This window comes from Nitrospirota bacterium (genome assembly GCA_015233895.1).
Taxonomy (GTDB): domain Bacteria; phylum Nitrospirota; class Thermodesulfovibrionia; order Thermodesulfovibrionales; family Magnetobacteriaceae; genus Magnetomonas.
The window spans coordinates 16135-42639 of record JADFXG010000028.1 but is presented as its reverse complement, the minus strand read 5'-3'; the positions used below and the strand labels follow the sequence as shown (position 1 = coordinate 42639).

General features: G+C 42.1%; 28 protein-coding genes and 1 tRNA gene. 19 read left to right on the top strand and 10 right to left on the bottom strand.

Annotated features, from left to right (window positions below; translation table 11 throughout):
• The first annotated feature begins 112 nt into the window (after nt 1–112).
• Nucleotides 113–622 (top strand): hypothetical protein, encoded by a 510-nt coding sequence (locus HQK88_14160; protein ID MBF0617946.1) that lies wholly within the window; start codon nt 113–115, stop codon nt 620–622.
• Here HQK88_14160 and HQK88_14155 read toward each other — a convergent pair.
• Nucleotides 609–833, bottom strand: coding sequence for a hypothetical protein (locus HQK88_14155; GenBank protein MBF0617945.1), 225 nt, complete (start codon nt 831–833; stop codon nt 609–611). The two genes, HQK88_14160 and HQK88_14155, sit on opposite strands and share 14 nt — an antisense overlap.
• A gap of 329 nt (nt 834–1162) precedes the next feature.
• On the opposite strand from HQK88_14155, the gene era reads away from it, so the two are divergent.
• From era to HQK88_14135, 4 genes are all read left to right on the top strand, one after another.
• Entirely contained in the window at nt 1163–2074 is a 912-nt protein-coding gene (gene era, locus HQK88_14150) for a GTPase Era (protein ID MBF0617944.1), read from the top strand.
• A gap of 1 nt (nt 2075) precedes the next feature.
• The gene (locus tag HQK88_14145) at nt 2076–2528 is read left to right on the top strand and encodes a bifunctional nuclease family protein (protein MBF0617943.1); all 453 of its coding nucleotides are present in this window, start codon (nt 2076–2078) and stop codon (nt 2526–2528) included.
• On the top strand, nt 2528–3331 hold the full coding sequence (gene recO / locus HQK88_14140; protein ID MBF0617942.1) for a DNA repair protein RecO: 804 nt from the start codon (nt 2528–2530) through the stop codon (nt 3329–3331). Before HQK88_14145 ends, recO begins: the two co-directional genes overlap by 1 nt.
• Nucleotides 3332–3617: 286 nt before the next feature.
• On the top strand, nt 3618–3821 hold the full coding sequence (locus tag HQK88_14135) for a hypothetical protein (GenBank protein MBF0617941.1): 204 nt from the start codon (nt 3618–3620) through the stop codon (nt 3819–3821).
• A gap of 66 nt (nt 3822–3887) precedes the next feature.
• On the opposite strand, the gene HQK88_14130 is transcribed toward HQK88_14135, so the two are convergent.
• From HQK88_14130 to HQK88_14120, 3 genes are all read right to left on the bottom strand, one after another.
• On the bottom strand, nt 3888–5213 hold the full coding sequence (locus tag HQK88_14130) for an HDOD domain-containing protein (GenBank protein ID MBF0617940.1): 1326 nt from the start codon (nt 5211–5213) through the stop codon (nt 3888–3890).
• Between the two features lie 41 nt (nt 5214–5254).
• Nucleotides 5255–6664, bottom strand: coding sequence for a mannose-1-phosphate guanylyltransferase/mannose-6-phosphate isomerase (locus HQK88_14125; GenBank protein MBF0617939.1), 1410 nt, complete (start codon nt 6662–6664; stop codon nt 5255–5257).
• A 45-nt stretch (nt 6665–6709) separates the two neighbouring features.
• Nucleotides 6710–6782: transfer RNA gene (locus HQK88_14120), tRNA-Arg, on the bottom strand.
• 137 nt (nt 6783–6919) lie between these two features.
• Here HQK88_14120 and HQK88_14115 point away from each other — a divergent pair.
• Genes HQK88_14115 through HQK88_14100 form a run of 4 tightly spaced genes read left to right on the top strand, consistent with a single transcriptional unit; the run spans nt 6920 to nt 11161 of the window.
• The gene (locus tag HQK88_14115; GenBank protein MBF0617938.1) at nt 6920–8125 is read left to right on the top strand and encodes an efflux RND transporter periplasmic adaptor subunit; all 1206 of its coding nucleotides are present in this window, start codon (nt 6920–6922) and stop codon (nt 8123–8125) included.
• Nucleotide 8126: 1 nt separating this feature from the next.
• On the top strand, nt 8127–8834 hold the full coding sequence (locus HQK88_14110; GenBank protein ID MBF0617937.1) for an ABC transporter ATP-binding protein: 708 nt from the start codon (nt 8127–8129) through the stop codon (nt 8832–8834).
• Nucleotides 8835–9995, top strand: a complete 1161-nt coding sequence (locus HQK88_14105) for an ABC transporter permease (GenBank protein ID MBF0617936.1) — start codon at nt 8835–8837, stop codon at nt 9993–9995. It abuts the gene before it with no gap.
• Nucleotides 9992–11161: an ABC transporter permease gene (locus HQK88_14100; GenBank protein MBF0617935.1), complete on the top strand. Its 1170-nt coding sequence runs from the start codon at nt 9992–9994 to the stop codon at nt 11159–11161. Before HQK88_14105 ends, HQK88_14100 begins: the two co-directional genes overlap by 4 nt.
• Before the next feature lie 547 nt (nt 11162–11708).
• On the opposite strand, the gene HQK88_14095 is transcribed toward HQK88_14100, so the two are convergent.
• On the bottom strand, nt 11709–12887 hold the full coding sequence (locus HQK88_14095; GenBank protein MBF0617934.1) for a response regulator: 1179 nt from the start codon (nt 12885–12887) through the stop codon (nt 11709–11711).
• Nucleotides 12888–12950: 63 nt separating this feature from the next.
• A complete protein-coding gene (locus HQK88_14090) occupies nt 12951–13385 on the bottom strand; it encodes a response regulator (GenBank protein ID MBF0617933.1) in 435 nt (144 codons plus the stop codon).
• Between the two features lie 68 nt (nt 13386–13453).
• Here HQK88_14090 and HQK88_14085 point away from each other — a divergent pair, with 68 nt between their 5' ends.
• The 4 genes from HQK88_14085 to HQK88_14070 all read left to right on the top strand — a co-directional run bounded on the left by HQK88_14085 (nt 13454) and on the right by HQK88_14070 (nt 16887).
• A complete protein-coding gene (locus HQK88_14085; protein ID MBF0617932.1) occupies nt 13454–15373 on the top strand; it encodes a hypothetical protein in 1920 nt (639 codons plus the stop codon).
• Nucleotides 15374–15393: 20 nt separating this feature from the next.
• The gene (locus HQK88_14080) at nt 15394–16011 is read left to right on the top strand and encodes a TetR/AcrR family transcriptional regulator (GenBank protein ID MBF0617931.1); all 618 of its coding nucleotides are present in this window, start codon (nt 15394–15396) and stop codon (nt 16009–16011) included.
• Between the two features lie 101 nt (nt 16012–16112).
• Nucleotides 16113–16373, top strand: a complete 261-nt coding sequence (locus HQK88_14075; protein ID MBF0617930.1) for a sulfurtransferase TusA family protein — start codon at nt 16113–16115, stop codon at nt 16371–16373.
• Nucleotides 16360–16887, top strand: a complete 528-nt coding sequence (locus tag HQK88_14070) for a hypothetical protein (GenBank protein MBF0617929.1) — start codon at nt 16360–16362, stop codon at nt 16885–16887. The genes HQK88_14075 and HQK88_14070 overlap by 14 nt, the downstream gene beginning before the upstream one ends.
• A gap of 637 nt (nt 16888–17524) precedes the next feature.
• Here the strand turns inward: HQK88_14070 and HQK88_14065 are convergent.
• Nucleotides 17525–17869 carry a DUF2318 domain-containing protein gene (locus tag HQK88_14065; protein MBF0617928.1) on the bottom strand — a complete coding sequence of 115 codons (345 nt, stop codon included), beginning with the start codon at nt 17867–17869 and terminating at the stop codon, nt 17525–17527.
• Nucleotides 17870–18125: 256 nt separating this feature from the next.
• Here HQK88_14065 and HQK88_14060 point away from each other — a divergent pair, with 256 nt between their 5' ends.
• Nucleotides 18126–18674 carry a DJ-1/PfpI family protein gene (locus HQK88_14060; GenBank protein MBF0617927.1) on the top strand — a complete coding sequence of 183 codons (549 nt, stop codon included), beginning with the start codon at nt 18126–18128 and terminating at the stop codon, nt 18672–18674.
• Nucleotides 18675–18677: 3 nt separating this feature from the next.
• Entirely contained in the window at nt 18678–21782 is a 3105-nt protein-coding gene (locus HQK88_14055) for a hypothetical protein (protein MBF0617926.1), read from the top strand.
• Nucleotides 21783–21811: 29 nt separating this feature from the next.
• On the opposite strand, the gene tatC is transcribed toward HQK88_14055, so the two are convergent.
• The 3 genes from tatC to HQK88_14040 all read right to left on the bottom strand — a co-directional run bounded on the left by tatC (nt 21812) and on the right by HQK88_14040 (nt 23890).
• Nucleotides 21812–22621, bottom strand: a complete 810-nt coding sequence (gene tatC, locus HQK88_14050; GenBank protein MBF0617925.1) for a twin-arginine translocase subunit TatC — start codon at nt 22619–22621, stop codon at nt 21812–21814.
• 61 nt (nt 22622–22682) lie between these two features.
• A complete protein-coding gene (gene tatB / locus HQK88_14045; GenBank protein ID MBF0617924.1) occupies nt 22683–23087 on the bottom strand; it encodes a twin-arginine translocase subunit TatB in 405 nt (134 codons plus the stop codon).
• The gene (locus HQK88_14040; GenBank protein ID MBF0617923.1) at nt 23087–23890 is read right to left on the bottom strand and encodes a hypothetical protein; all 804 of its coding nucleotides are present in this window, start codon (nt 23888–23890) and stop codon (nt 23087–23089) included. Before HQK88_14040 ends, tatB begins: the two co-directional genes overlap by 1 nt.
• Nucleotides 23891–24083: 193 nt before the next feature.
• Between HQK88_14040 and trxA the strand changes: the two genes are divergently transcribed.
• From trxA to HQK88_14020, 4 genes are all read left to right on the top strand, one after another.
• Nucleotides 24084–24413 (top strand): thioredoxin, encoded by a 330-nt coding sequence (trxA, locus tag HQK88_14035; protein ID MBF0617922.1) that lies wholly within the window; start codon nt 24084–24086, stop codon nt 24411–24413.
• Nucleotides 24414–24554: 141 nt separating this feature from the next.
• Complete coding sequence (gene ffh / locus HQK88_14030) at nt 24555–25874, top strand: signal recognition particle protein (protein MBF0617921.1); 1320 nt, start codon at nt 24555–24557, stop codon at nt 25872–25874.
• Nucleotides 25875–25949: 75 nt separating this feature from the next.
• On the top strand, nt 25950–26201 hold the full coding sequence (rpsP, locus tag HQK88_14025; protein MBF0617920.1) for a 30S ribosomal protein S16: 252 nt from the start codon (nt 25950–25952) through the stop codon (nt 26199–26201).
• A gap of 23 nt (nt 26202–26224) precedes the next feature.
• Entirely contained in the window at nt 26225–26458 is a 234-nt protein-coding gene (locus tag HQK88_14020) for a KH domain-containing protein (protein ID MBF0617919.1), read from the top strand.
• Nucleotides 26459–26505: the final 47 nt, after the last annotated feature.

The window sequence follows — 26505 nt, the reverse complement described above, 5'->3', positions numbered from 1 at the left end:
GACAGCCATTGAGAAACTGGAGCCAGACTGTCTCTCAACTTGCTTTATTTTTTGAGGGTAGGCTAAAATTGGATATTACCGTTTAAGGTGATTTCACACTTGACACAGTTTATTGAATATATCCGAAATTTCCGCCTCCAGCATTGATATGCTGTATTTTTCTTACGTTGAAACAAAAGAGGATATAATGGCTCTCAGAGAAGCTGCAAAAGCAGTGGGTTTAGAAGTTCCTGTTGTGTCAAAGGTGGAAACAGTATATGCGGTTAAAAACATCTCAGAAATCTGTCTCCATTCAGATGCAATTTGTATAGCAAGGGGCGATCTTGGAGTGGAGGTGCCTCATGCGGCGCTTCCTTTTGTTGTCAGAGATATAACGGCAGCAGCAAAGAGGGCCGGAAAGCCGGTTTTACTGGCCGGAGAGGTTATGTATTCTCTTGTAACCAGGGCGGTGCCGTTTCGGGCAGAGCTGACCGATGTTGTCGTTGCAATTGAAAGCGGGATTGACGGCTTTATCCTCTCTGATGAGACCGCTATCGGGATTAATCCGGTTACTGCCATTAATTATATAACCTCTATTGCTAAAGAAGTGCAGGACAGGAAAGCTGCGCTCAGGTTGATTTAGTTTTTCTTACAAACTTAAAATACAGAATAAACCCCATCAAAGACGGTTCAAACCGAATCAGCAGATAATCTGTGAAGTGATACAGAACCACATGGATATTCATTTCTATGAAACCGACATCACAAAGGTTTTTATCGTAAATGACACGTGTCAAGGCAAGTGTTTCAAGACTATACAGATAAAAAAGATGAACACACAGAAGTATTGCCATAGCAAAGAGTATTGCTTGCTTTTTTTTAGAAATCCACGGGATAAATACTGTCGCAATTGCTAAACTTAATGGCGCATTGTAGGTATAGCGTGAGGTGGAGATAGTGAGATTACACTCTTCTTTGAGAGAACAACCCGTTTACATCTAAGTACCGCTCAAAGTATTCCAATAAGTAGGTCAGAAGATGGTTTAAGGGTAAGGGCAGAGTCCTTCCCCTTACCTAAAGCTAACTTTCTCCAAAAACCCAAAATATTATTACCAAAATATGTTAAAATCTCAGAGTCTGTTAATGTAAATCAAAAAATATAAAATCACAGGGAAGGTTAAAGATGTCATCAAAAGCAGAGGACGCAGCCGCAGGGTTTCGTTTTGGGTTTGTCTCCATAATTGGTAAGCCTAATGTCGGTAAGTCAACTCTTCTTAACACAATCGTTGGGCATAAACTGGCTATTGTTACCTCAAGGCCTCAAACGACAAGAAACAGAATAATGGGAGTCAAAAACCTTGAGGGCGGACAGATTGTATTTTATGATACGCCGGGAATACATGATGCCAAACATAAGCTCGGTGAGTTTCTGGTTAAAACTGCCGTCTCCTCAGTTAAAGAAACCGAGCTGACGTACTTTGTAACTAACCCGGTATCGGCAGATGAGTTGGACATGAGTATTATAGAAACTCTCAGGCAGCAGAATAAGCCCGCATTCCTCTTAATCAATAAGACCGATACCGTATCCGATAAGGCCCGGCTTTTACAGGTTATTGACGCCTACCAGGGATTGTATGACTTTAACGAAATAATCCCCATATCGGCTAAAACCGGCGACGGGATTGATATTCTGTTAGAGAAAACGCTCAGCTCATTGCCTGAGGGACCAGCGGGTTTTTCCACAGATGTACTGACTGACAAGTTTGAACGCTTCATGGCGGCTGAGATAATACGGGAAAAGGCAATGGAGCTGACATACAATGAGCTGCCTCATGCGCTTGCCGTTGAAATCATAACGTGGAAAGAAAAATCAAACAAACTTGTCTCAATATCGGCAAACATATATGTTGAAAAAGACTCCCAAAAAGGTATAATAATAGGTAAGCGCGGGGCGCTGCTAAAGGAGACCGGGATCAGGGCACGGGTTGAAATTGAGCAGCTGCTTGGCACTAAGGTGTATCTGGAGCTGTTTGTAAAGGTGAGGGATAAGTGGCGAAAGGATACAAATACGTTAAGGGAGCTGGGTTATAGCTAAAGTGGTAATAAGAATGAAAGTTGACGGGCTGCTGTTTGACCCCAGAAGCGGAATGTACATAATGCTTCTGAAAGCTCTTGAGGGGGAGGAAACTCTTCCCATATGGATAGGTAAACCTGAGGCTGACTCTATTGCCCTGGCCCTTGGCAGAGTAGCAACACCAAGACCACTGACCCACGATCTGTTAAAAAATGTCATTGAAGAGTTGAAACTTTCAGTGGCAAGAGTGGTGGTGCGTGAAATCATAGACAACACCTACTATGCAACACTTTACGTAACGGACGGTAAAAGCGAAAAACCTATAGACTCCAGGCCATCCGATGCGGTGGCTGTTGCGCTTAGGACAAATTCCCCTATTTTTGTGGATGAGACGGTCATAGAAAAACGAAACGCTGATGAGCTTGAGGAGTGGCTCCGAAACCTTAAGCCTGAGGACTTTGGAAATATCATGTAATGCTTCTCAGAACTGAGGGCATTGTCTTTAAAAGCTTCCCGCTGGGAGAGGCCGATTTAATCCTTACAGTGTTGTCTCATGACGGGGGGTTTTTGAGAGCCTTTGCAAAAAGCCCAAGAACTACCAAAAGCCGCTTTGGCAGTGCCCTTGAACCGCTTTCTCATATTCGGATTTCTCTTATGGGTAAAGAACATGCCGACCTGCCGCGTCTTACCCAGGCCGACATAATCCACTCGTACCAGAAGCTCAGGGAGCAGTTTGACTGTTTTCTGAGAATTAGCGAGCTGCTTGAAATCACTATGTCACTTTTTGGGGAAAAGGAGCATCACGAAGGGCTGTTTCAGCTTCTGGTGGATACGTTAAACTATATTGAAGCTGAAAAGGGATCTGATTCACTGCGGAGGTTTTTGTTTTATAAGGTCAGGGTGCTTGAAAAAGCGGGGCTTTCCCCAAGGCTTCAGGGCTGTGCCCGATGTGGGGTTTCTGTTGGCACGTTTTATTTTAGTGAAGGCTCTGTTATTTGCGGTAAGTGTAAAGATACAATTGCAGATGACACCCGAACATCGGGCGCACGGTTAATCAGCATTGGGGCTGTCAACCTATATGAAACCATTCGCACATGGAGTTGGGATAAACTTAACAGAATCATGCCAAACGACAAGCTCATCTTTGAGCTCGATTCCTTTCTTAACCTTCACATTAAATATCGAATAGAACGAGGACTCAAAACAAGGGATTTTATGTATAAGACAAAAACACTTGCCACCTGTTTTGTTAACTCTGATAAAAAGGGGATTGTTTAAAGCATCTGGCATAATAATTGACATAGTATTTTGTTGGCCAGTTTTCTTGTAAATTATTATGCGGGCTCTTGACGTTTAAACAGCAGAGACTGCAAAATATGTGTTATATACCAAGTCGCAGTCAGAAGCATAACGAGGCGGCAAGGAGAAAGTGACCTCCCCTTACAGGGGATTCCCCTTTTAGGGGAGACGTTGAGGAGCTTTCGACGTGTGCCAACAAAGTTAGGCAAGTGAATGTGGCTTGGGATAGTGATGACTGTAAATAGTGTAATAAGGAGGTGAGTAAATGAAGAGATTATTAGCTATTTTAGCCAGTTTGGTTCTTACCCTTTCATTTGCTGCGTTTGCAGTAGCAGAAGAGCCTGTATCAGATGCAGGGGCACCGGCAATGGAAAAGCCTATGAAAAAGGCTAAGAAACACAAGAAACATAAGAAGCATCATAGGACCCACAAGCACAAACACAAACACAAACACAGTACCCCGAGTTAGGCAGACAATACAAAAAATGGCGGTGTAAGCCGCCATTTTCTTTCTAAACTTCAATTATGGGATAAATCAACTGGTTACAAAAAGCTGCCGGAAAGCTTCGGGATAAATATGTAATTTTTTGTTTAACAAGGGGAGAATTTTTTTATTTACAAACTCTACCGGGGAATTTTCGGTGATAGAGAGACAATTCATATACATGTCCGTGAAAGCACTTTGTGGATGTTCATCGGAGTTATTCTTTAAATATCTGTAATAAGTTTCGGCAATATATAATACTGCAATATTGTCTCTGAATGTCGCCGGAATTTCATCTGGCGTTGCAAAATCAGGATAACACAGATAATAAACACTTTCATGGATAATTTCCGGCAGTCCCCACTTCTTTAAAAGCATAGCACCTAATTGATAGTGATTAAGATATGACAAAAAGAGCTTAAATTTTGGGTTTTGAATTTCTAACAGAAGCTGTATGCTTTTGCCGATTTTACTAAGCAGGCCGACTGTGCCTATCAGAGCAGAGTGCCCTCTTTTAGTTGATATGGATATTTCAAGTCCAAGTATTGACAGAGCGTTGGCCTCGTTGAGGATTTCTGTAAATTCTGCTCTGTTTGGCATACATTTTTTTATGCCGGAATCCACTATTATTTGATAAAGTTGATTAAAACCAAGAAATAAGATTGCATGATGAATATCGCTTATCTTGTTTTTTAAGTTGTAGTATGCTGAGTTAACGGTTTTCAGCACTATTGCAGCTAATGAGGGGTCGGATTTAACAAGCTCCACTACGTCAGTGACGGCGGTCTTTTCACTGGCCAGCATAGTAATCAGAGTGTTTGTATAGGCAGGAAGCATCGGTATCTTGTTTAGAACGTTTAAAATATGTTCATTGTGTTCATACAATTTGTCATATGAAGTGACAGCACTTTTAAGCTTTAACATCAGGGATTTAGTTCTTTTTTGAGACATTATCTCAAGCCGTATTATTTCGTTGATTCTTAAGGTGGCTATGGTGCTTAATTGCTTGAAAATTATAAGAAGTATTTCGGGTTTTACGGAACGTATTGCTCTTTCATCAAGAGAGAGTAAGTTTGTATCCTCATCTGCAACAATTGTAGCCGTTCTTTTAGACTCTTTAAGGAAAGCTATCTCTCCAACCCATGAGTCTCTTTTTATTGTCGCTATTTCCTGCTGTTTACCATCGATATTTTTTAAAACTTTCACCACGCCGTTAATTATGAAATAAAGCGTTTTATCCTCGTCACCCTCTTTTATTAATACATCACCTTTTCTTATTTTTATCAGTTTACCAGTGTTATATAAAGAAATAACATCTTTTTCGGAAAGACCCTCAAAAAGTAAAGGATATTTAACTTTGGAACCCCGTGCCTCCATGTTGTGTCCTCCTTAAAACTGCTGCGCTGCTTGCCAGCCTCTTAATTTTCCCTTTCATATTTATCTTCAAAGCGTATAATATCATCCTCTGCGAGGTATTCGCCGTTTTGGACTTCTATGACCTCAAGGGAGATTTTACCCGGGTTTTCAAGCCTGTGCAACGTGGACTTTGGCACATAAGCCGATTCGTTGGGGTGTACAAACGTCACGTTATCACCGATAGTTACCTTTGCAGTGCCGTTTACCACCACCCAGTGTTCAGAGCGATGGTGGTGGAGTTGAAGGCTTAGCGAGTGCTGGGGTTTCACAAAGAGCCGCTTGATTTGATAGCGCTGCCCTTTTTCAAGAAGTGTGTAGCTTCCCCATGGTCTGTACGTTGTTACGTGATCGTTTGTCTCCTCTCTGCCCTCTTTTCTAAGGCTGTTTACGATTTCCTTAACCTTATGGGTGTGTCCCCGTTTTGATATAAACACAACATCAGGGGTTTCAACAATCAGGCAGTCCTCAAGTCCTACGGTAACAATCAGGCGGGTATCACCCAGTACCATGGTGTTTTTGGTGTCGTAAGATTTAACGAGGCCGTTAATTACATTACCTTGTGCGTCTGAGTCCATGATTTCAAACATAGAGTCCCAGGAGCCTATGTCGTTCCAGTAAATTTCAAGAGGAAGTGTGAGAATTTTATCTGATTTTTCCATAATCGAATAATCTATGGAAATATCCGGCAGCTTTATGAAATTTTCAAGCATATCGTAATACGGGGAGTTTATGGCAGCTGAGATTTGAGGCTCAAAGCGATCAAATTCCGCCTTCATTGTAGCTATTGCAAAGGCAAACATGCCGGAGTTCCAGTAGTGCTCTCCGTCTCTCAGATAACCCTCAGCTGTTTGCAGGTTAGGCTTTTCGGTAAATTCTGCAACTTTGCAAAGCTGTGCACCGTCTTTGGTTTTGCTAAACTCAGCACCACGTTTGATGTAGCCATAGCCCATTTCCGGTCTGGTTGGCTTTATTCCAAAGGTGACTATGTGACCGTTTACAGCAGCCTCATCAGCTTGTTTAAGATACCATGTGAATTTTTCAGAGGGCTTAATTATGTGGTCTGAGGGACAGACAAAAATGGTTTCGGAATCTGCTGCCCCTAATGCCTCCTGACAATATTTTAATCCCAGAGCTATAGCGGGAGCTGTGTTTCTGCCGACCGGTTCAAATATCATATGTGGTTTTGGGCCGGAAAACAGAGCCTCCATATCAGACATAACGTGGAATTTATACTCTTTATTCGTAAGAATCACTATATCCTCAGGAGACATTGCAGCAGAGGTCAATCGCAGCACTGTATCTTGTAAAAGAGATGTTTTCCCGTTTAGCTTTAAAAACTGCTTGGGAAAACTTTTTCTGCTAAGCGGCCAAAGCCGTGTCCCTGAACCGCCGGCTAACAATAGTGCTTTCATGCTGACCTCCTGATTATAATTAGCAATTTTAAACCCCTGTAAAAATGCGCCTGAGAGGATTCGAACCTCCGGCCTGAGGTTCCGGAGACCTCCGCTCTATCCCCTGAGCTACAGGCGCTTGTGTTGATTGTAAAAGGATTTTTCCTTTTATGTCAATCACTTTTTATACGGCTGTAGCGAAAATATGATATATTATATAATTGGCTTCAGGATGCCGTATCTTATTGAATGTAAGGTGTGTGGAGATTAACGTTTATGCCGGATGTCGGGCTTAGTGAACTAAAAATAGACAAAACATCTTTTGTTAAACGAAAGCAGCATAAGAAGCTTGTCTATCTGATTATCATAGCATTGGTAATAGCCGTAGCCATACTTTATTACATCAGGGTGGCAAGGGTTTTAACGGTTGATGTGTCGGTAGCCTCGCTTATGTATCCGTCTGAGTCTGTGACAGTTTTAAATGCAAGCGGATATGTGGTTGCTGAGCGTAAAGCCGCCGTGTCTTCTAAAATCACCGGACGGCTAATCTCTATTAACGTTGAGGAGGGAAGCCGGATAAAAAAAGGCGATATCCTTGCACGGCTTGAAAACGACGATGTTATTGCTCTCAGAGATCAGGCGTCAGCTAATCTTCAGGAATCAAAAAACGAACTCGGTATAGCCATAGCACAATTCAAAGATGCGCAGATCAATTTTGGACGATTAAAACAACTCTCCGAAGCGGATTTTATTTCCCGCTCGGAATACGACACTGCACAGATGAAGTACAAGACGGCAGCTGCTCAAAAAGATGCAGCCCAATCTAAAATCAGAGCCAGCGAGGCAGCCCTCCGCTCTGCTGCCGTAAACATCGGATACACCGTTATACGCGCTCCCTTTGACGCCGTAGTGCTTACTAAAAACGCCGATGTTGGGGATATCATCACTCCTCTTGGCGCAACCGCAAACGTTAAGGCGGCAGTGGTCAGCATCGCAGATTTAGGTTCAATTATGGTGGAGGTGGACGTCTCCGAGTCTAACATAGCAAAGGTCAAACACGGTCAGCCATGTGAGATAACACTGGATGCCATACCTGATAAACGCTTTAGCGGAAACGTGCATATGATAGTTCCCACAGCTGACAGAACAAAGGGGGCTATCACAGTTAAGGTGAATTTTAATAAAAAAGATCCGGAAATTCTTCCTGAAATGAGCGCAAAGGTTGCATTCCTGTCCAGAGCCGTAACTGATTCGGAAAAACTCCCCCGTACTGTCATCAACTCCGCTGCAATTTCTAAAAACAGGTACTCGGTGTTTGTTATTTCAACAGACGGCAGAGTTAAGGAAACCGCTATAAAAACCGGTGACACCTTTGGTGATATGACAGAAATTACAGAGGGCCTTAAGGTTGGCGATAAAGTTGCCTCATCCGGCATCTCAAAACTAAGAGACGGCCAAAAGATTAAAATCAAAGAGAAGTAACATCACTCATATAGTTGAAATAGAAAACGTCTGGAAATCGTATGTGCGTGGAGCCGAGAAGATTCCTGTGCTTGAGGGGTTGACCCTGTCGGTGGAGGAGGGAGAGTTTTTAGCTTTGATGGGGCCATCGGGCTCAGGCAAGAGTACACTTTTAAATCTGATAGCGGCGATAGACCACGCTGATAGCGGCAATATACGCGTAGGCGGTGTGGACATTACCTCATTGAATGACAGTGAATTATCCCGATGGCGGGCAACAAATGTGGGTTTTATTTTCCAGTTTTATAATCTTATTCCGGTTCTTAGCGCTCAGGAAAATGTTGAACTTCCGCTTATTCTTACAAACCTTAGTAAAAAAGACCGAGTTGCACACGCCACGGCAGCACTGAGAGTGGTTAATCTTCTTGACAGATCCAAACACTACCCGTCTCAGCTTTCCGGGGGGCAGCAACAACGGGTTGCCATAGCCCGTGCCATAGTCACAGATCCCACAATAATAGTTGCAGATGAGCCTACCGGAGATCTCGACCGCCACTCCGCCAAAGATATTTTAGAGCTTATGACAACACTAAATGTGCAGCACGGAAAGACCATCATCATGGTAACTCATGACCCCAGAGCGGCAGACAAAGCACATCTTATCAGAAACTTTGACAAGGGCGTCCTTACCGAATGTATTGAAAACCATCATGCTGCAAGGAAAAAATAATTGCTGCTTTTAAAACTGATACTCAGAAACTCATTCAGGCATAAGCTGCGCACTGTGCTGACAATGTTTGGCGTAACGATAGCGATTTTAGCGTTTGGACTGTTGCGTACCATGGTGGATGCGTGGTATGCGGGAGTTGATGCCGCTTCTGCAAACCGCCTCGTTACACGTAGTGCAATTTCATTGAATTTCTTTTTACCGTTTTCATATAAGGAAAAAATCCGGCAGGTTGAAGGGGTTTCTGCCGTGTCATACGGGGACTGGTTTGGAGGCATATATATAGAAGAGAAGAATTTTTTTGCAAATTTTGCTATGGATTTAAGATCTTTTCTGGAAATTTATCCGGAGTTTTTGGTTTCGGAGACAGAGAAAAAAGTGCTTTTTTCCGATCGTAAAGGAGCAGTGGCAGGCACAAAACTTGCGAAAAGATTTGGCTGGAAAATTGGCGACACCGTTACTTTACGCGGTACGATTTTTCCAGGCAACTGGGATTTCACAATCCGGGCTATTTATAGGGGACGGGATAAAAACACTGATGAAACACAGTTTTTCTTTCACTGGGACTACTTAAACGAAAAGTTGAAAACTATGAACTGGCTCAAAGGCGCTAATTCAATAGGTTGGTACGTTATTGCCGTCACTAAACCAGAACTTGCTGCAGAGATATCTCAACGGATTGACAAACTGTTTAAAAACTCAATGGCCGAGACTCTTACTGAAACTGAAAAAGCATTTCAGTTGAGTTTTGTTTCCATGACGGAGGCAATTCTGGTGGCGGTTCAATTGGTCTCATTCCTTGTGATATTTATAATACTGGCTGTTGTTACCAACACTATGGCAATGACGGCGAGAGAGCGAATACGTGAGTACATGGTGTTTCGAAGCCTTGGATTTGAGCCATTATTTATATTTATAATGATAGCCGGAGAGTCAGTGTTTATAACCATAACCGGTGGTGCTCTCGCTATAGTGTGTACATTTCCTGTGGTCAAAGCATTTGGTGATTATATGTCAGCGTATTTGCCGGTTTTCAGTGTATCGCCTGAGACTGTCGTATTTGATGCTCTTATTTCGCTTGCTGTGGGATTTATAGCTTGTATCATACCACTTTGGTACACACTAAGGATAAAAATAGCGGATGGTTTAAGGGCTGTCGCATGACAGGGCTTTTGATGCAGTATTCTCTGAGAAACCTTTTCAGACGGCGGCTGACCACAACTCTGACGGCCTTGGGGATGGCCCTTGTGGTGTTTGTGTTTGCAGCGGTGCTGATGCTTTCCAATGGATTTGTCCGGACGCTTGTTACAACCGGTTCATACTATAACGCCATAGTGTTGAGGAAATCGGCCGGGGTGGAGATTCAAAGCCAGATAACCCATGAGGATGCAGACATTATAGAAAGCCACTCCGATGCACAAACAGACGTTGACGGGAGAAGACTCTCGGCACGTGAAATAGTGATACTGATAAGCCTCTCTAAGAAAATAACCGGTAAACCGGCTAATGTAGTAATTCGCGGGGTAACAGACAAGTCTTACAGGTTAAGGCCAGTGGTTAAACTCAGTGAGGGCAGGTTTCCTCGTGCCGGTTCAACAGAGATTGTCATAGGGAAAAGCATTGCAAAGGGATTTCAGGGAACAGAAATTGGACAGCGTCTTCGTTTTGCCATGCAGGACTGGGTGGTAGTGGGCATATTTGATGCCGGTAACAGAGGGTTTAACTCTGAAATATGGGGCGATTTAAATGTGATTTCGCAGTTTTTCAGAAGAAACGTGTATTCTTCAGTTATTTTTCAACTTAAGAGCGGCAAGATGTTTGAGGCTGTAAAGGAGAGAATAATCCATGATCCCCGCCTTAAAGTTGACGTCAAACGTGAAAACCTTTACTACGAGGAGCAGTCAGAGATGATGTCAAAGTTTCTTAATATATTGGGTATATCCCTGACCTTGATATTTTCCATTGGGGCAATAATCGGGGCCATGATAACCATGTACACGGCAACGGCAACCAGGATTGCTGAAATTGGCACCCTCAGGGCGTTGGGGTTTAAACGCTTCAGCATACTGATGGCATTTGTTTTTGAGTCGCTGCTTTTAGGAGGTGCCGGAGGAATTGCAGGATTATTTTTTGCGTCTTTTTTGCAGTTCTTTACGGTATCCACTATGAATTGGCAGACATTTTCCGAACTGGCTTTTACGTTTTCTATAAACATTGAGATAATCCTGTCAGGGTTTGCATTTTCCCTGATAATGGGTTTTGCCGGAGGCGTTCTTCCTGCCATAAAAGCAGCCCGGATGAATATCGTGGACTCACTAAGGAATGCTTAATTTTATTAATACCAAGTAGCTGCCAAATAGGTAATATAATGTAATGGTGGAGAAAAAGGACTGGATTCCCGCTCGGAGGCGGGAATGACAGAGTAGTGACTTCTTTTTTTCTGTCATTCCTGCGAAGGCAGGAATCCAGTATTTTATTTATATCTTTGAACGCAACTCGAGACCGTTGCAAAAATATTATAACACCAAAGTTGAGTTCAAAAATATAACAAAATGTTATAGAAAAAGGATGAGATTGCCACACCCCCTGCGGGGGTTCGCAATGACGGCGTGGGCTGTGCGTGGGCGTACCTATCCGTCATTACGAGGAGCGATAGCGACGTGGTAATCTCATCATTATTATATTTTAGGCTGCTACTCGGTATTAATTGGGAAATACTTTTCCCACATTTTGGGAATTTTGCAACGGTCTCAACTCGGTATAACGAAGTGCCTGGTTCTATTCAGTATAGACAAAGCCGCAAACGCACTCTCCCCTAAAGGGTATTCTCCTGTAAGGGAGGCGCTGCTTACTCCCTGCCGCCTGCGTTTACAGCGCTTATTTTAAATCCGTAAATCCCAGCGACTCGGCTGCCTTCATGATTACGTTACGCAGGTCATCCGGTTTGAATGGTTTTGCTATGAAATCAAATGCTCCTTTTTCCATAGCCTGACGAGCCAGTTCCATCATTGCGTAGCCGGTTATCAACACAACCTTTGTCCGCTCTGACTTGGTTCTGACTGTCTCTAAAACCTCAAGGCCGTCCACCTCATCCATTCTGATGTCGGTTACAACCACATCAAATTCCTTTTCCATAATGCGGCTAAGCGCAAGCCTGGGATTTTCAAAAATCTCCACCTCGCAGCCCATTTTCTCAAGTGCCGGTTTAAGCCTCTTTCCCACTATCGGCTCATCATCCACTATCAGTACAGTCAGCATTTTATCCATTGTCTCTACCTTCCCGCTTTTGTCTATGTACAATCTTTTTAATATTACCATCCTGTCACTGCTAAGCTCATCGCAGTTTTTACTGTAATCAACCTCTACGCCGCCCATATATAATATACTTATTTGGTCAGTTACCGCCAGATGCGACAGCTGCTCCGTTACCCAGGGAATCTGGTCGTCAAAAGCCCTCAGGGTAACTTCTAAAATATCGTATCCATTTTCCTCTTTTTTAATTTTATACTTTTTCACAACTTTCTTGATATGTTTTGAAAGGGATTTTAAGTCGGCATCGGCTGGAGGGTCATCTTCTGCCAATATCTTATCGTAACAGAACTTTATAGCACCACAAGCTGGCGATGATTTCTCATGTCCGTAGCGCACCATGACTCCAAAGCTGCCTGTGTTGCTGTCATAGCCGATATGGGAGAAGTTTAATATTAATAACTTACCGTCATTTCTTTCAGGAATATGGTGTGACGCAGGCAAAAGGCTCTCATATGTTTTTACCTTCGGGATGAAAATCCCGCCAAATAGTCTCATACCATAAAACTTTTCAAGATGAATTAAGTCGTCAGAATCATCTGTATCACCATACTTTGCAGGATGAAATTTTCTCATTTCCCGCTTTATAAACTCTATTACAGTTGAGCACTGGTCATCAAGGCAGGTTATGATTACAAGAATAGCGTTTTTACCCAGGAAAATGTCATATTTTTCCATTAATTCTTTTATGTGTTCACATAGTTGAGGAATAGTAACTGATTTTTTAAGAAAACTTTTATGATCCATGGCTATTTCCTCGTCTCCGGCGAAAAATATAAAATATTAATAGTCAGGTTCAAACCTAAATCCCTAAATTTCTGCTGCGTTTTTTCTGGCAGAAACCTCTTTTATTTTCTTGATTATGTCGTTTATATCAACCGGTTTAACAAGAAAATCAAAGGTAAATTCTTTTACTCTGCCGAGATTTTCGTTTGTTTGTAACTGTCCCGAAATGAGGACTATTTCCACATCAGGATTTATCTTTTTAAACTCATTAAAAGCGGCAATCCCGTCAACACCCGGCATTCTGACGTCAAGAAAAACTATATCGGGCGGGTTACTTGTAAAAGCCGCAAAACCATCTTGTGCTGAAAACACAGCCGTTGCCTCATACCCCCTCAACTGTAGCCGTTCCGACAGCGCTGTTGCGAAATCACTCTCATCATCCACTATCAGCACTTTCATCTGAGCAATGTAAGGGCACTTTTTGCGTTTATTTTTGCCATTTGCACCTGAGTCTATCATAAATTGTAAATCTTTGCAAACTATAGTATTTACAAAGCATTCCAACTATTTTTATCCTATCAGTTAGCATGAATGAAATAATTGTTGTGTTATCTATACTGGGTTATGCTGCGGCTGTTAAGTATCTCATGAGGGAGGATATGGAGCTTTCCCTGTTTTCAGCCATATCGCTTGTGGTGTGTCTCCTATATGCGTTTTCGCTTTTTGGAGCGTTAAAGTCCGGCAGTTTCATTGTATTTGGCACTGGGATGCTTTTCCTTGTGTTGGCTCTGATTGTAATTACAATACGATTAAGATCAGATTTGCTTTTAGAATATTTTCTAACGCCTGGAATTGCCACATTTTGGGTCATATCGGGGTTATTTTTATTTAAAACCCGCGGCTATACACTCGCCTTCTGGGATGAGTTTTCCCACTGGGGACTGATGACAAAGGAAATGTATCAAAGCGGAGCACTCAGTGTACCAAAAGGGGCCGTCACTTTCTGGTACTACAGTCCTGGCGCAAATCTGTTTCAATACTACTTTACTGTTATTTCCGGCTTTAACGAACACACCCTATATTTTGCCCAGTTTGTCCTGTTGTTTACCCCTGTTGTGGTTTTTTTCCGAGAGTTTTCATTTAAGAGACATACGCCTTTTATAATACTAACTACAGCCTTTTTTTATACCCTGATTATTGTCTTTTTTCAAACCACTGTTTCCATTATGGTTGATCAGGTGCTTGGTGTTTATTTTGGCATGGCGCTGACGGCTTATTTCAGAGGCGGCAACAAAAAAGATACGTCTTTGCTTTTGTATGTACCTGTTTTGTGTGCTCTAACCCTTTTTAAAGCATCGGGACTTTTCTTTGCTATCGCTGTAACTGTCATAATTTCAGCCTCGTTTATTTTAAAGAATTTTTTTGATAAATCATCTCTTAAATTAAACAGGACTTTGCCTGTTGTTATTACTCTTTTAATTTTTGTTTTATCACCGTTAATAACCTCTGAAAGTTGGAAAGCACATATAAAACACGAAAACGGAGGCCAAATTCCAAATCTAATTCAGTCATCAGGGCAGTCTCTAATGGATGCCGTCAGGTCTCCAAAAAACGACGACCAGCGCACCATAGTAAGTAATTTTTTTAGCGCCATAAAAGACAAGGGACGTGAAATCGGCACATTTAACGTAAAACATTGGTTTGCAGTGTTTTTTGCCTTATTTGGCATATTGTTCATATTAAGGTCTGGCAGAAGAGCCTCCATTTTGTGGGTGTTTTCCACTATGACACTTTTTTTTATAATTTATATTGCTGGAATTCTCAAGGTATATCTGTTTAATCTGGGCCCTTATGAGGGAAAACTCCTTGCCTCGTTTGAAAGATACTCTGCTACATATCTGTTATCGTTTTCACTGCTCTTCTATGGTTTTGTACAACCTGAGAGCATTTTTAAATGCAGACAGGACACTGGCGGAGTTCTTTCCGCTTTAAGGCAATATAAATTATTAATTTTCTATGTGTTTTTTATGGCAGTGTTTTTTTACCATTACCCGATTCTTAAGAATCTTAATATAAATACCGCATTTGCCCATCCCGATTACGACACAAAATGGTTCAGAAACAAGATTAGTCCGCAGATAAATTTTGTTAAATCAAAAACTCCGGCTAATAGCAGCGTTTTTATTGTGTTTTTAGCAACAACCGGATTTGAACACAGGGTTGTCTCCTACGAACTGCTTCCACGGCGTTTTAACATGGGATGCTGGTCACTGGGGAAACCGTTCTTTGACGGAGACATCTGGACTTGTAATATAACAACCAGGGAGTGGTTTGAGCAGTTGTCAAGCGGCAGATATACATATGTTTACATTGCCACCCCTTACGACATCTTTTGGCACACGTATGGTGAGGCTTTTGATAATTCCACAAAACAATGGAGTGATATTCTTTTTAAGGTCAATTATGAGAAAACCGACGGCAAACACTTTCTTTCACCTGTCAGGTGAGAGTATAATAGAGAGTTCTAATGAGTGAAGACACCAAACACGAGCCGGATACAAGAAAAAAAATATTAGATACTGCCTTTGAAGAGATCTACTTAAACGGCTACCAGGGAGCATCGCTAAACAGAATAATCGAAAAATCAGGTTTCACCAAGGGAGCACTGTATCACTATTTTAAGTCCAAAAAGGAGCTGGCCCTTGCTGCTATTTCTGAAACTATGTCTGTTTTTCTTAAACAATACTGGGAACTACCGCTGCTTAACCAACCAGATCCACTGTGTGCGCTCATTAATCACCTCAAAAACCTTCCAACTATTGTGTTTGAACACTGTAAGGTCTTTGAAATCAAGCACGGCTGCCCTCTAAATAACCTCATTCAGGAAATGTCTCCAATAGATGAGGATTTTGCGAGGATTTTAGAGAAGCATTTCAATGAGTGGCAGGATATTTTAACCAAAATCATAGAGCAGGCTAAAACAAAAGGGCAAGTAGAAAAAGACGTCAATCCGGCAGATGCGGCCATGTTCTTATTGTCCTGCCTTGAAGGGTGCATCACCACTGCCAAAAAGAGTAACTCTATGGATATTTTTATTCGCTGCACAGCTCAGATAGAGCATTACATCAACTCACTTAAGGCATAAAATTAAAAAAAAATACCTCTTGACATAGCAATGGTTATGTGATACTATGAAAATACCTACCAGTTGGTATGGGACTGAAATATTCAGAGGAGGTTTAGCCTATGACGGAACAACAGGTATCAAAAACAGTTGACTGTACGGGGATGAGTTGTCCGATGCCGGTAATCAAGACAAAAAAGGGCATTGAAGGTATTACGGTAGGACAGGTGCTGAAGGTTATTTCAACAGATATGGGAGCAAAGAATGATATTCCTGCTCTTATAAGCAGACTTGGGCACAAACTTAAAGAAATAAAAGAAGACGGGCGTACGCTATCGTTTTATATCGAAAAGACAGGGGGTATTAGTGATGCCATTAATTAAAACAGTATCACCGGAGGAGGCTACCGGGAAAACAGCAGAGATTTTCGCAGTGGCAAAAGAAAGGTTGGGGAGAGTTCCGAACGTTTATCAGCTCTATGCAACAACCCCCACTCTTTTAGAAATTCAGTTTAACTCAATGGGCTACTACATGAATCATCCAAATTTGAGCATGGGGTTTTTGGCTTTTGTCAGAATGCTCGTATCAGTAGGTACAAACTGTGAGTATTGCATTGATTTTAATAAGAATTTGTTGATACAGAGTGGTATAGGCGCAGATGTTCTTAATGAGACGATAAAAGACCCAAAGAAGGCTCCGCTACCCGAAAAGGAAAAGACATTACTTCTGCTTGTGTTAAAGGCTGTAAAGAATCCTCGTTCCGTTTGTGCCAGCGATGTAGATGAGCTTCGTAATTTGGGCTGGAGCGACCGGGATATATTAGATGCTGTAATTCACGGAGCTAATAATTCCGCAGCCGATATTATCATAGACACATTTAAGGTTGAGAAAGAATAAAGTTAATTTAACTGGACAATATCGGATATGTCAGGTTCTGGCTTGACAACTAAGTAAAAGGCTGTTGTGTGAAAACCTCAGCCTTTTACTTTATTTCTCTTGTTCTGCTGGGTTTTGTGTGAGTATAAAAAGAAAAAGCCGATGACGCCTTAAAAAGGATATATTGAGAGTGTTCAAAATTTTCGCAGATACTTTTTTTCATCTGCGCCATCTGCCAATTAGCCCTTATACCAATTAGCCGTCAAAAAAGTAGATTAACAAAAAACGGATAAACCACAGATGGACACAGATACAAACAGATAAATTAAATAATCATAATCTGTGTTCATCTGTGGTTAAAATTTTTTCTGAGTGCAACTCGAGACCGTTGCAAAAATATTATAACACCAAAGTTGAGTTCAAAAATATAACAAAATGTTATAGAAAAAGGATGAGATTGCCACACCCCCTGCGGGGGTTCGCAATGACGGCGTGGGCTGTGCGTGGGCGTACCTATCCGTCATTACGAGGAGCGATAGCGACGTGGTAATCTCATCATTATTATATTTTAGGCTGCTACTCGGTATTAATTGGGAAATACTTTTCCCACATTTTGGGAATTTTGCAACGGTCTCAACTCGGTATTACTTAAATTCCATTACAGATATTCATTCGCCTTTTGTATTTCTTCTTTTGCGATAACGTATTTGCCACCCTTTTCCTCTCCTTTGAGGTGATAGGGGTAGCAACTGCCAATTCCTGTTTCAAGTTCATCGTATGGTATTCTGATAAGACAGGCACGGCACTCAACTCCTGCCTCATAATTTCTGTATCCGAGATTTTTGGCCTTGCAGGAGTTGCAAACGTCAAAGTATGACCTGACCTTGCCATTCACTCTGACTACAAAAAATTTTATAGTCTTTCCATTATTATTATAAGCGTAAAAAACCGGAGTTTTCTCTTTTATATTATCAACGCTAACTTCAAAAACGCCGTTGGACAATGTAACCGGTAAGAATTTCTGTGTGTTATTACAGCCAAACAGTGTTAAAAGGAAAATTGCCGCACTTATGATATTTAGTTTAATGATTCCACACCCCAGCTGCCTTTATTTATGAAGCGTAATATGATTAGTAAATTAAAGTCAAGTAGAGCTGTTCATTATAGAAACACTACGGTAATGGGGTTTTAATATCGCACGAATTTATATTAAAATAACGGTTATTATTAAATACTCTTGTAAAGGGGGAGCATCTGAAATGGCATCAGTGTTAGTGATATTAGCAGAGGGGTTTGAGGAAATAGAGGCGGTAGCGGTAATAGATATATTAAGGCGTGCTGAGATAAACACCGTAGTTGCTGGGTTAAAGGAGGGGTTTATTACAAGCGCAAGGGGGGTTAAAATAATACCGGACTGTACGCTGGACAGCGTTAGTGCCGGGAGTTTTGATATGGTGGTTTTACCCGGAGGAATGCCAGGGACAATGAATCTTGCCGCAGATACCCGCGTCAAAGCAATAGTTTCCAGTATGTACAATGACGGCAAATATACAGCCGCTATATGTGCGGCGCCATTTGTACTTTCTGAGGCAGGAGTGCTTAACGGAAAAACAGCGACAAGCCATCCCTCATTTCAGGATAAAATCAAAGCCGCCACGGTTTCTAAAACAGACCGTGTTGTGATTGACGGCAAAGTGGTAACAAGCCAGGGGGCCGGCACGGCGATAGAGTTTGCTTTAAAAATTGTAGAGTTGTTTTGTGGCGCAGAGCGCGCAGAGTCCATTCATGCTGCCATGGTGTGTTCATAAGTCATGGCAATAGAAAGCAGCGAAACGATTAAAAAATACGGGGGGGCAGCGTATCCTGTCAAAGTGGTACGGACGGCTCCGATGTTTGCTGAAAAGCAGCGGAATTTCACCGAACTGATTCCCCATCCCTTGATTCCCCGCATCTCCGTAATGTGGGCGTTTCTGGAAAGTTATATGAAAAAAACCGCCGATGTCTTCCGGATTTATCCTGAAACCACCACAATCCTGGAACAGCGGATTGCTGACTTAAAGGGCGCATTCAAACTTCAGGCTGAGGGAAAGACGGTTGATGCTGACCTTGTCGGCACATTTCACATTATGGTTAATTATCTTGTTAAGTACTCTCTTGTCAGTGAGCCTTTAACTATTGACCAAAGAGAGGAGCTTTTCAATAATCTTCAAAGGGTAAGAGCTCAGCTCTCTAACGCCCACGGCACTACCCCTGCCGTCATAGCCGTCGATAAAACTGACAGATATGTCGCAGACCTCATGTTTATGCTGGCTGAAAGCGTTACAAAGGCGATATCCGATATGTCTGATAAATCATGGATTGAGTGCAACTCCGTACTCGTATCCGTTTTAAACGTGTATAGAAACAGACTGGGGAAACTTCTTGACGGATTTCATGTTTTTATTAACTCATCAGAACTCGGCGGAGCTACAACACCCTCGTTCCATGCTCATGCAATGAGCCAGAGGAGGGACTCAGCTATGGACACCCTCCCGCATGAAAACCGCATGGATAGTACTATCGTTACCAAAAAGCACTTCGAGCGGCTTGGACAAAAAACACTTGATGGCAACTACATCGTGGAAACTCTACAGGAACTTGCTTTGGAAAATTTTCTTGCTCTTTCGGACTCCCTTCAGTCAGGGATTGAATCTCTTGCCGTTGAAAGGCTAAACGACCCAGGTTACATAGATGAGGAGGAGTTTAAGAGATTTTTGAAATCCCTGGCCGTAGTTTCGGAAAAGATACTTGGGGCTGATGAGTATAGCTTTGATGATTTCCTTGAGGATATGCAAAAGCGCCGTGTGTTGTTTCTTTTTGAAAAATACAGTGTGCTTCTTAGTGATAAGGGGCCAAAAAAGTCACTCTCTGAAAGACAACGGGCTATGGAATTTTGCCATTTTATGAAAGATATCAGAGTGCGCCTGAGGTACTGGCACAGGCACGCAAATAAGGTTGCAATATCCCCTGCCTCAGAGATATTTGCCTGCGCTATTATGAAAAAATTAATAGACAGAGGCATCGTAGAAAAAATCCGTGAGGCCATAGTTAACGGAGTTCCGAATGAGCTTTCCATACACTTTGAAGTAATAGATTACTTTAACTTTAGCGGAACAGAAAGTGTAGTTCCAGCGTTTAGCTTTATAGCCGACCCGCAGGTGTGGTCAATGTACGGCAAACCGATTATGAAAATAGCCGAGGAAAGCCTGAACAGCCAGTGGGAAAAAATCTACTACCTGACAGAGGCATGTGTGCAAATATCAGGGGATGCCAGCACAGAGAGCGAAATACTACAGAAACTGGATGATTTAATCGGCATTTCCGATATGCTTACTGAAATGTCACGGCAAGGGATTACTTTTGAACCAACTCCTGACAGCATACTCTACTCTTATGGGACAGACGGCAGCAAGGACATAGTTGGCACTACGCGCAATTACCTCAGGTACTTTGTAAGGTGTTTTGGATTTGCACGGAAAAAGAAGATTTTACTCCTGCCCGGGCTCTGTCCGCGTGCCACCATAATTGAGATAAAGGAACATGAAGGAGCGTTAAAACAAGCCGTTTACATCTCACCAATAGGAGTATATACTGCCGTAACGGATTTAAAACGGTTTGAACGAATATTTGGGCCAATTGGCCTTTTGCGTGAGGCTAATGCACGGTTTGAAATAATCGGGGAGGGAGATGAAAGGTTTGTAATTCAGAAAACCGGCGGCGAATGCCGGACTAAGGGGCGCCCTATATTTCACAGAGACAAAAGGGAGCACCTGAGAAGCCATCCGAGAATGTATGAGGAGCCTATAGTTGAGGCCATAAGTGAAACCATAAAGAAGTACGTGCTCACTCCGGAAAATCTTGGTGATATAGGGGCGCTGTATTTTCAGTTTTACATGCGGGATTTTTTAAACACCGAGTACGCTTCCAATACAGCTTTTGCATGGAAGACCGTGGCCGAAATCCTCCACCACTGCAACCCGGCAATATACAACGTTGAAGAGACGGAAAATATCGAAAGTATCATCCTTGAGGGGCTTTCTAAAAGCTCCCAACACGCTAAGATGGAAACTGATAAGGCGTACAAGTTAATAAAGGTTATACGGGATGCACGCAATAATGCTGTAAAAAAAATGATTACCGTGCGTCAGCGCAGTGATAAACTAAAGAGACAGATAGAAGAGGGCGACTTTATGGCTAATTACGAAAGTGTCATGAAGGCTTTGGAAAGGTGTAAAAATGATGCCAGTTTTAACACATTGCTTCAGTCCCTTGATTTGCCTCAAAACGAACGCACCAAAGAACATATACTGTACATCTTTGGAATAAGACTGACCGAACGGCGTGAACACCTTAAGCAAGAAAAGCACCGAGTGCGGCTAATACGGGATAATCTCCGTACAGTGTCATATTTTAAGTTAGCCGGCCTGATAGTAAATGCCTCCCTTGGGCAGGTCAGGGGTGAAATCAAAGAGCGGTTTTCTAAGTCTGAAGACTCAGAAGCCCTGCTGCGCGACCTCAATAACTCAGAGTACCTGATTGTTGAATTAATATCCAGAATCATATACAAGTACGTTGGGGAATCTACAAAACGTTGCAGCGACTATGCCGAATCACTGGGGCTGCATGACAGCTCGCATCCATTTTTTAAGGCGCTGCTTGCTCACATAGCTGATGAGTTAAAGCAAAAAAGCTTTCAAACAGAGGAGCACTGGAAAGTCCTTGGGGCAAAACCCACGGAGGGACACACCGGATTAATAGAAAAGTGTTTGATACCGGCAGAGATGACAGGCACTTGTATGGCTGATTATGAAAGCTATGGCAGTTGCGTGAGCACCCTTATTGATATTATGGATGGACAGCTTCAGAGAAAAGTATAATACAGAGGGGTACCCCACAAATAATCGTTTCACTTTTCGCCCTCTGTTTTCGTTTCACTTTTAACTACATCTTGTGTAACATTTTCATCCGGCTTTTTTATAAAAAACTGCGACACAAAAATCCCTACCTCATAAAGCACTATCATAGGCACTGCCATAAGAGTCTGGTTAAAGGCATCAGGGGTGGGAGTAACAACACCGGCTATTATAAAAGCCAACACTATGGCATGTCTTCTGTACTTTTTAAGAAATCCTGGTGTAACCACACCCATTTTTGTTAAAATTATTATAATTATGGGCATCTCAAATATTATGCCAAAGGCAAGAATAAACTTCATCGTAAAATCCACATAGTTGCCAACTGAAATCATCGGCGTCATATGCTCGGTCTTATAGGTAAGCAAAAACCCCAGTGCAAACGGAAGCACTATAATAAAACAAAAAAATGCCCCACATAAAAAGAGAACTGTTGCAGAAAAAATAAACGGCAGCACATATTTTTTCTCCTTAGGCAAAAGCCCGGGAGAGATAAAAAGCCACAACTGAGAGAATAAAACCGGCAAAGCTAACACTATCGAGGCCAGCATGGAAAGCTTTATGTGCATCCAGAAAGCCTCCGCTGGCTCCAAAAAAACCAGCTTTACAGCCTGTGTAGTCTTAGGTTCAAAAAATATAAATGGCATATGCATTTTAAAAACCAAACTCTGTTCCATGGGCAGCACAAGCATTTTAAACAGAAACTCAGAGTAGTTAAAGACTACAATGAAAATTACCAGTACTGTTACAGATGAAATTATTAACCTCATTCGTAATTCACCAAGGTGGTCAACGAAAGACATCTTTTTGTGTTGTTGTTCCGGCAGCGGTTCAGGCTGTTGCGGTTGATCTGTCACGAGTTCCTCATTTGTTTTCAGTTTTTGTTTCAGAATGTGTATCCTGATGTGGTTTAGCTGTAGTGTCTGAAGATTCCGGGTTTGTTGTGTCAAGGTGAGAGGTTGGTGGTGTAGCTTCAGGTTTTTTAATGATGCTATCAACAGATGGATACTCAAAGGGTTTGTGCTCAGAGTGAAACTCTTGCACGGATTTTAGAAAGTCTTTATTTATCTTATCAAATTCCTCTTTTAAAGGCGTCGTGTCTTCTTGTATCTCATCATTTATCTGTTCCTTTATCTGATCGAACATTTTTCTGAAATATCTAATAAATTTGCCGATGTTTTTTGCTACCTCCGGCATATTTTTAGGACCAAACAAAAGCAGTGACACCACAAAAATGACAAGTATTTCCTGTATACCAAGATCGAACATTATTGCTCCTCTTCGTATATTCTGTTATAGACCGGCTCTTTGTGCGGATACACAACAGTGAAATTCAAAAAGATCCTGACATCCGGCCTGCTTCTCATAAAATCATACCCTACCCCTAATGTTGTGTACAAAAAATCCAGAGGTCTGAACCTGTAGCCGATACGGCCCTCAAAATAATCAAAACTGTTAACATAATAGCTTTTCTTAAGATATAGCTCCGTAAGCAGGTTCAGATTGTGGGCAATTGGATAATCAGAGCCAAGCAGGATATCTATCTCATTTCTGAGGTCCTCCTTAAATGGCACGTAGTAGAGGGCATTCAGGTGTGTTCTGAATGGCCCCACTTTCTTAGATAAAATAAGCCCTCCGCCATATCTGCCATTTGTGGTTATCTCATTTTGGCCTGAGGGCGCTGAGATAATCCCAAGTATAGCAATAGCAGGCCGCAGTTCCTTCTCCTCAAACAGAAGCGTTTTTAAGCCAATAGATGCGTCTTCAAAACCGTATTCATTAGTTTTCATACTAAAAGGCACTGTGGCGTCAAACTCCACTGTGTTTGCCAGTGAATATGACAAAGAACTGGTAATTCTATAAAACGTGGGATCTACGGACTGCTCCAGTTCAACCCCTAATGCGGCTGAGCCTTGCTCATTTATTGACGCTGAGAAAGTGGAAAATATTCCGTTTGGCTGAACCGGCTGAAGCCCTTTAAAGTCAAAGGCATTTGCGCTTTTGTTGCCGGCAATAAGAGTAGCCGACACTATGGCGACAAAAACAAAAAGCGCTCTTTTATGCCAAATCATGGGTAAAAATAACAGAAAATTGAAGATACTGTCAATGGTTAGCACTCCTTGCAAGGTGATTTAAATAAAGTTATTTTGATATTAAAAAATTGTTTGACAAATGCCTGCGTTAATAAATATAATCAAAGTTGGAATTGATCTTTGATGATGAGATATTTGGTTTTACAGTGAAATTATATAAGGAGGAGTGTATATGGCAGAAGGAGTGATTGCCGCAACAACGGCTACGTGGGAATCTGAGGTGCTAAAGGCGCAAGGACTGGTGCTTGTTGACTTCTGGGCAGTGTGGTGCGGTCCATGCAGGATGGTAGCTCCTATTGTGGAGGAGTTAGCAAAGGAATTTACAGGGAAAATGAAGGTCGTAAAGCTCAACACTGATGAAAATCCCGATGTAGCCAGTAAGTACAAAATAATGGGGATACCAACCCTGATGTTTTTCCGTAACGGTGATAAGATAGACCAGCTTGTAGGGGCTGTACCAAAAGCACAACTTAAGGAAAAGATTCAAACACTTCTTGGTTAGCTTTGTGTGTGTGAGCAGGCAAGCTCTCTTTGTGAGCAACGGGTTGTGGGGCATCTGAGTTACAGGTTAAGGTTGAACAACTGTGGACTATCGTAAGAGATCGATACAAGTACCGGATAGTAACGGTAAAGGCGGGGTTGCTTGTTTGCTTCTTTAAATGAGAAATTAGAGGCTGTTTTTAAGAGGTTAAAAGGGAAGGGATTTTTAACCTCCGGTGATATAGATATAGCCATGAAAGAAATACGTCTGGCCCTTTTGGAGGCTGACGTAAACTTTAAAGTCGTTAAGGGCTTTGTCGAGAGGGTAAAGGTAAAGTCGCTTGGCGCGCAGGTTTTGGAAAGCCTGACGCCTGGCCAGCAGGTAGTAAAGATAGTAAATGATGAGCTCTGTCTCCTTCTGGGGGCAGAAAACGAAAAAATCCGGCTCTCACCCAATCCTCCCACAGTGGTATTGATGGCGGGGCTTCAGGGCTCAGGCAAAACTACCACAACAGCAAAAATTGCACTTCATTTTAAAACCCAGGGCAGGCGTCCTATGATGGTTGCCGCTGACCTTCAACGCCCTGCTGCAATTGATCAGCTTATAACCCTTGGTAAACAAATCGGTGTGCCTGTGTTTTTTTCAAAAGAGGAAAAAAATCCTGTTAAAGTTTGCAGAGATGCAATAACAGAGGCTAAAAAAGAGGCGCGAGACATTGTATTTGTTGACACTGCCGGACGCCTTCACATTGATGACGAGCTGATGGGGCAACTTAAAGACATAAAAGACGCAGTACAGCCCACAGAGACCCTCTTTGTGGCCGATTCAATGACAGGGCAGGATGCTGTAAATATAGCTCATACATTTAACGAAAGAATCGGAGTGGACGGCATAGTGCTTACCAAGATGGATGGAGACGCCCGCGGAGGCGCTGCCATTTCCATTCGTGAAGTCACAGGAAAGCCAATTAAGTTTATCGGTACTGGTGAAAAAATAGATATGATTGAGCCGTTTTACCCGGAGCGTATTGCCTCAAGAATTCTTGGCATGGGGGATGTGCTCAGTTTTATAGAAAAAGCCCAACAGACCTTTGATGAAAAAGATGCCGAAAAATTCAAAGATAAGCTTCTGACCGATAGTTTTACACTTGATGATTTAAGAGACCAGTTGAGTAAAATACGCTCTATGGGCCCCATTCAGAATCTTCTTAACATGATTCCCGGTTTTAACAGGATGAAAGGCGTCGAGGTTGATGAAAAACAGTTTGTACGAATTGAGGCTATGATAAACTCAATGACAAAAAAGGAAAAAAGAAACCCTGATATATTAAACGGCAGCAGAAAAATCCGGATATCAAAAGGCAGCGGCACCACAGTGGCAGATGTTAACCGCCTGTTGAAGCAGTACAAGGATATGAAGAAAATGATGAAAATGTTTAAGGGGAAAAAAGGTTTTAAGATGCCTGATTTTATGCCCTTTTAGATACATATAAAAAAAACCCTTTACTTACGTGAGAAATTATACTAAAATATGTAATCAGAAAATGGAGGTACAGCATTGGTAAAGATACGTTTGACGAGAATGGGAGCACATAAGAGGCCATTTTACAGGATTGTGGTGACAGACAGCAAAACACGGCGTGATGGGCGGTTTTTAGAGATAGTGGGAAATTATGACCCTCTTAAGGAGCCCTCTGCAGTGACCCTGGATGTGGAGAGCATTAAGAAATGGCTTGGGAATGGCGCTCAGCCTACCGATATCGTTAAAAAGCTATTACAGAAGGCTGGTGTACAACTGCAAACAGCCTGATACATTTTGGAGGTGGACATAGTATGATGAAAGAACTAGTTGAGGTTATGGCAAGAGCACTTGTGGATAAGCCTGAGGAGGTCTCTGTTAAAGAGGTTGACGGCGAAAAGACAACAGTTTTTGAATTAAGAGTGGCTGCAAGCGATCTGGGTAAGGTAATTGGCAAGCAGGGGAAAACAGCCCGTGCAATGAGGACAATACTCTCAGCCTCCGGAACTAAAATAGGTAAACGTTCCGTACTGGAAATTCTCGAATAATAAAGCGTCTCAATAAACGTGTTTCTGACGGGCAGCCCTGAATAGTG

Coding starts and splice junctions, on each gene's coding strand:
- HQK88_14155 (MBF0617945.1), bottom strand. CDS start 833: ATGGCAATACTTCTGTGTGTTCATCTTTTTTATCTGTATAGTCTTGAA.
- era (MBF0617944.1), top strand. CDS start 1,163: ATGTCATCAAAAGCAGAGGACGCAGCCGCAGGGTTTCGTTTTGGGTTT.
- recO (MBF0617942.1), top strand. CDS start 2,528: ATGCTTCTCAGAACTGAGGGCATTGTCTTTAAAAGCTTCCCGCTGGGA.
- HQK88_14135 (MBF0617941.1), top strand. CDS start 3,618: ATGAAGAGATTATTAGCTATTTTAGCCAGTTTGGTTCTTACCCTTTCA.
- HQK88_14130 (MBF0617940.1), bottom strand. CDS start 5,213: ATGGAGGCACGGGGTTCCAAAGTTAAATATCCTTTACTTTTTGAGGGT.
- HQK88_14125 (MBF0617939.1), bottom strand. CDS start 6,664: ATGAAAGCACTATTGTTAGCCGGCGGTTCAGGGACACGGCTTTGGCCG.
- HQK88_14115 (MBF0617938.1), top strand. CDS start 6,920: ATGCCGGATGTCGGGCTTAGTGAACTAAAAATAGACAAAACATCTTTT.
- HQK88_14100 (MBF0617935.1), top strand. CDS start 9,992: ATGACAGGGCTTTTGATGCAGTATTCTCTGAGAAACCTTTTCAGACGG.
- HQK88_14095 (MBF0617934.1), bottom strand. CDS start 12,887: ATGGATCATAAAAGTTTTCTTAAAAAATCAGTTACTATTCCTCAACTA.
- HQK88_14090 (MBF0617933.1), bottom strand. CDS start 13,385: ATGATAGACTCAGGTGCAAATGGCAAAAATAAACGCAAAAAGTGCCCT.
- HQK88_14085 (MBF0617932.1), top strand. CDS start 13,454: ATGAATGAAATAATTGTTGTGTTATCTATACTGGGTTATGCTGCGGCT.
- HQK88_14080 (MBF0617931.1), top strand. CDS start 15,394: ATGAGTGAAGACACCAAACACGAGCCGGATACAAGAAAAAAAATATTA.
- HQK88_14075 (MBF0617930.1), top strand. CDS start 16,113: ATGACGGAACAACAGGTATCAAAAACAGTTGACTGTACGGGGATGAGT.
- HQK88_14070 (MBF0617929.1), top strand. CDS start 16,360: ATGCCATTAATTAAAACAGTATCACCGGAGGAGGCTACCGGGAAAACA.
- HQK88_14060 (MBF0617927.1), top strand. CDS start 18,126: ATGGCATCAGTGTTAGTGATATTAGCAGAGGGGTTTGAGGAAATAGAG.
- HQK88_14055 (MBF0617926.1), top strand. CDS start 18,678: ATGGCAATAGAAAGCAGCGAAACGATTAAAAAATACGGGGGGGCAGCG.
- tatC (MBF0617925.1), bottom strand. CDS start 22,621: ATGTCTTTCGTTGACCACCTTGGTGAATTACGAATGAGGTTAATAATT.
- tatB (MBF0617924.1), bottom strand. CDS start 23,087: ATGTTCGATCTTGGTATACAGGAAATACTTGTCATTTTTGTGGTGTCA.
- HQK88_14040 (MBF0617923.1), bottom strand. CDS start 23,890: ATGATTTGGCATAAAAGAGCGCTTTTTGTTTTTGTCGCCATAGTGTCG.
- trxA (MBF0617922.1), top strand. CDS start 24,084: ATGGCAGAAGGAGTGATTGCCGCAACAACGGCTACGTGGGAATCTGAG.
- HQK88_14020 (MBF0617919.1), top strand. CDS start 26,225: ATGATGAAAGAACTAGTTGAGGTTATGGCAAGAGCACTTGTGGATAAG.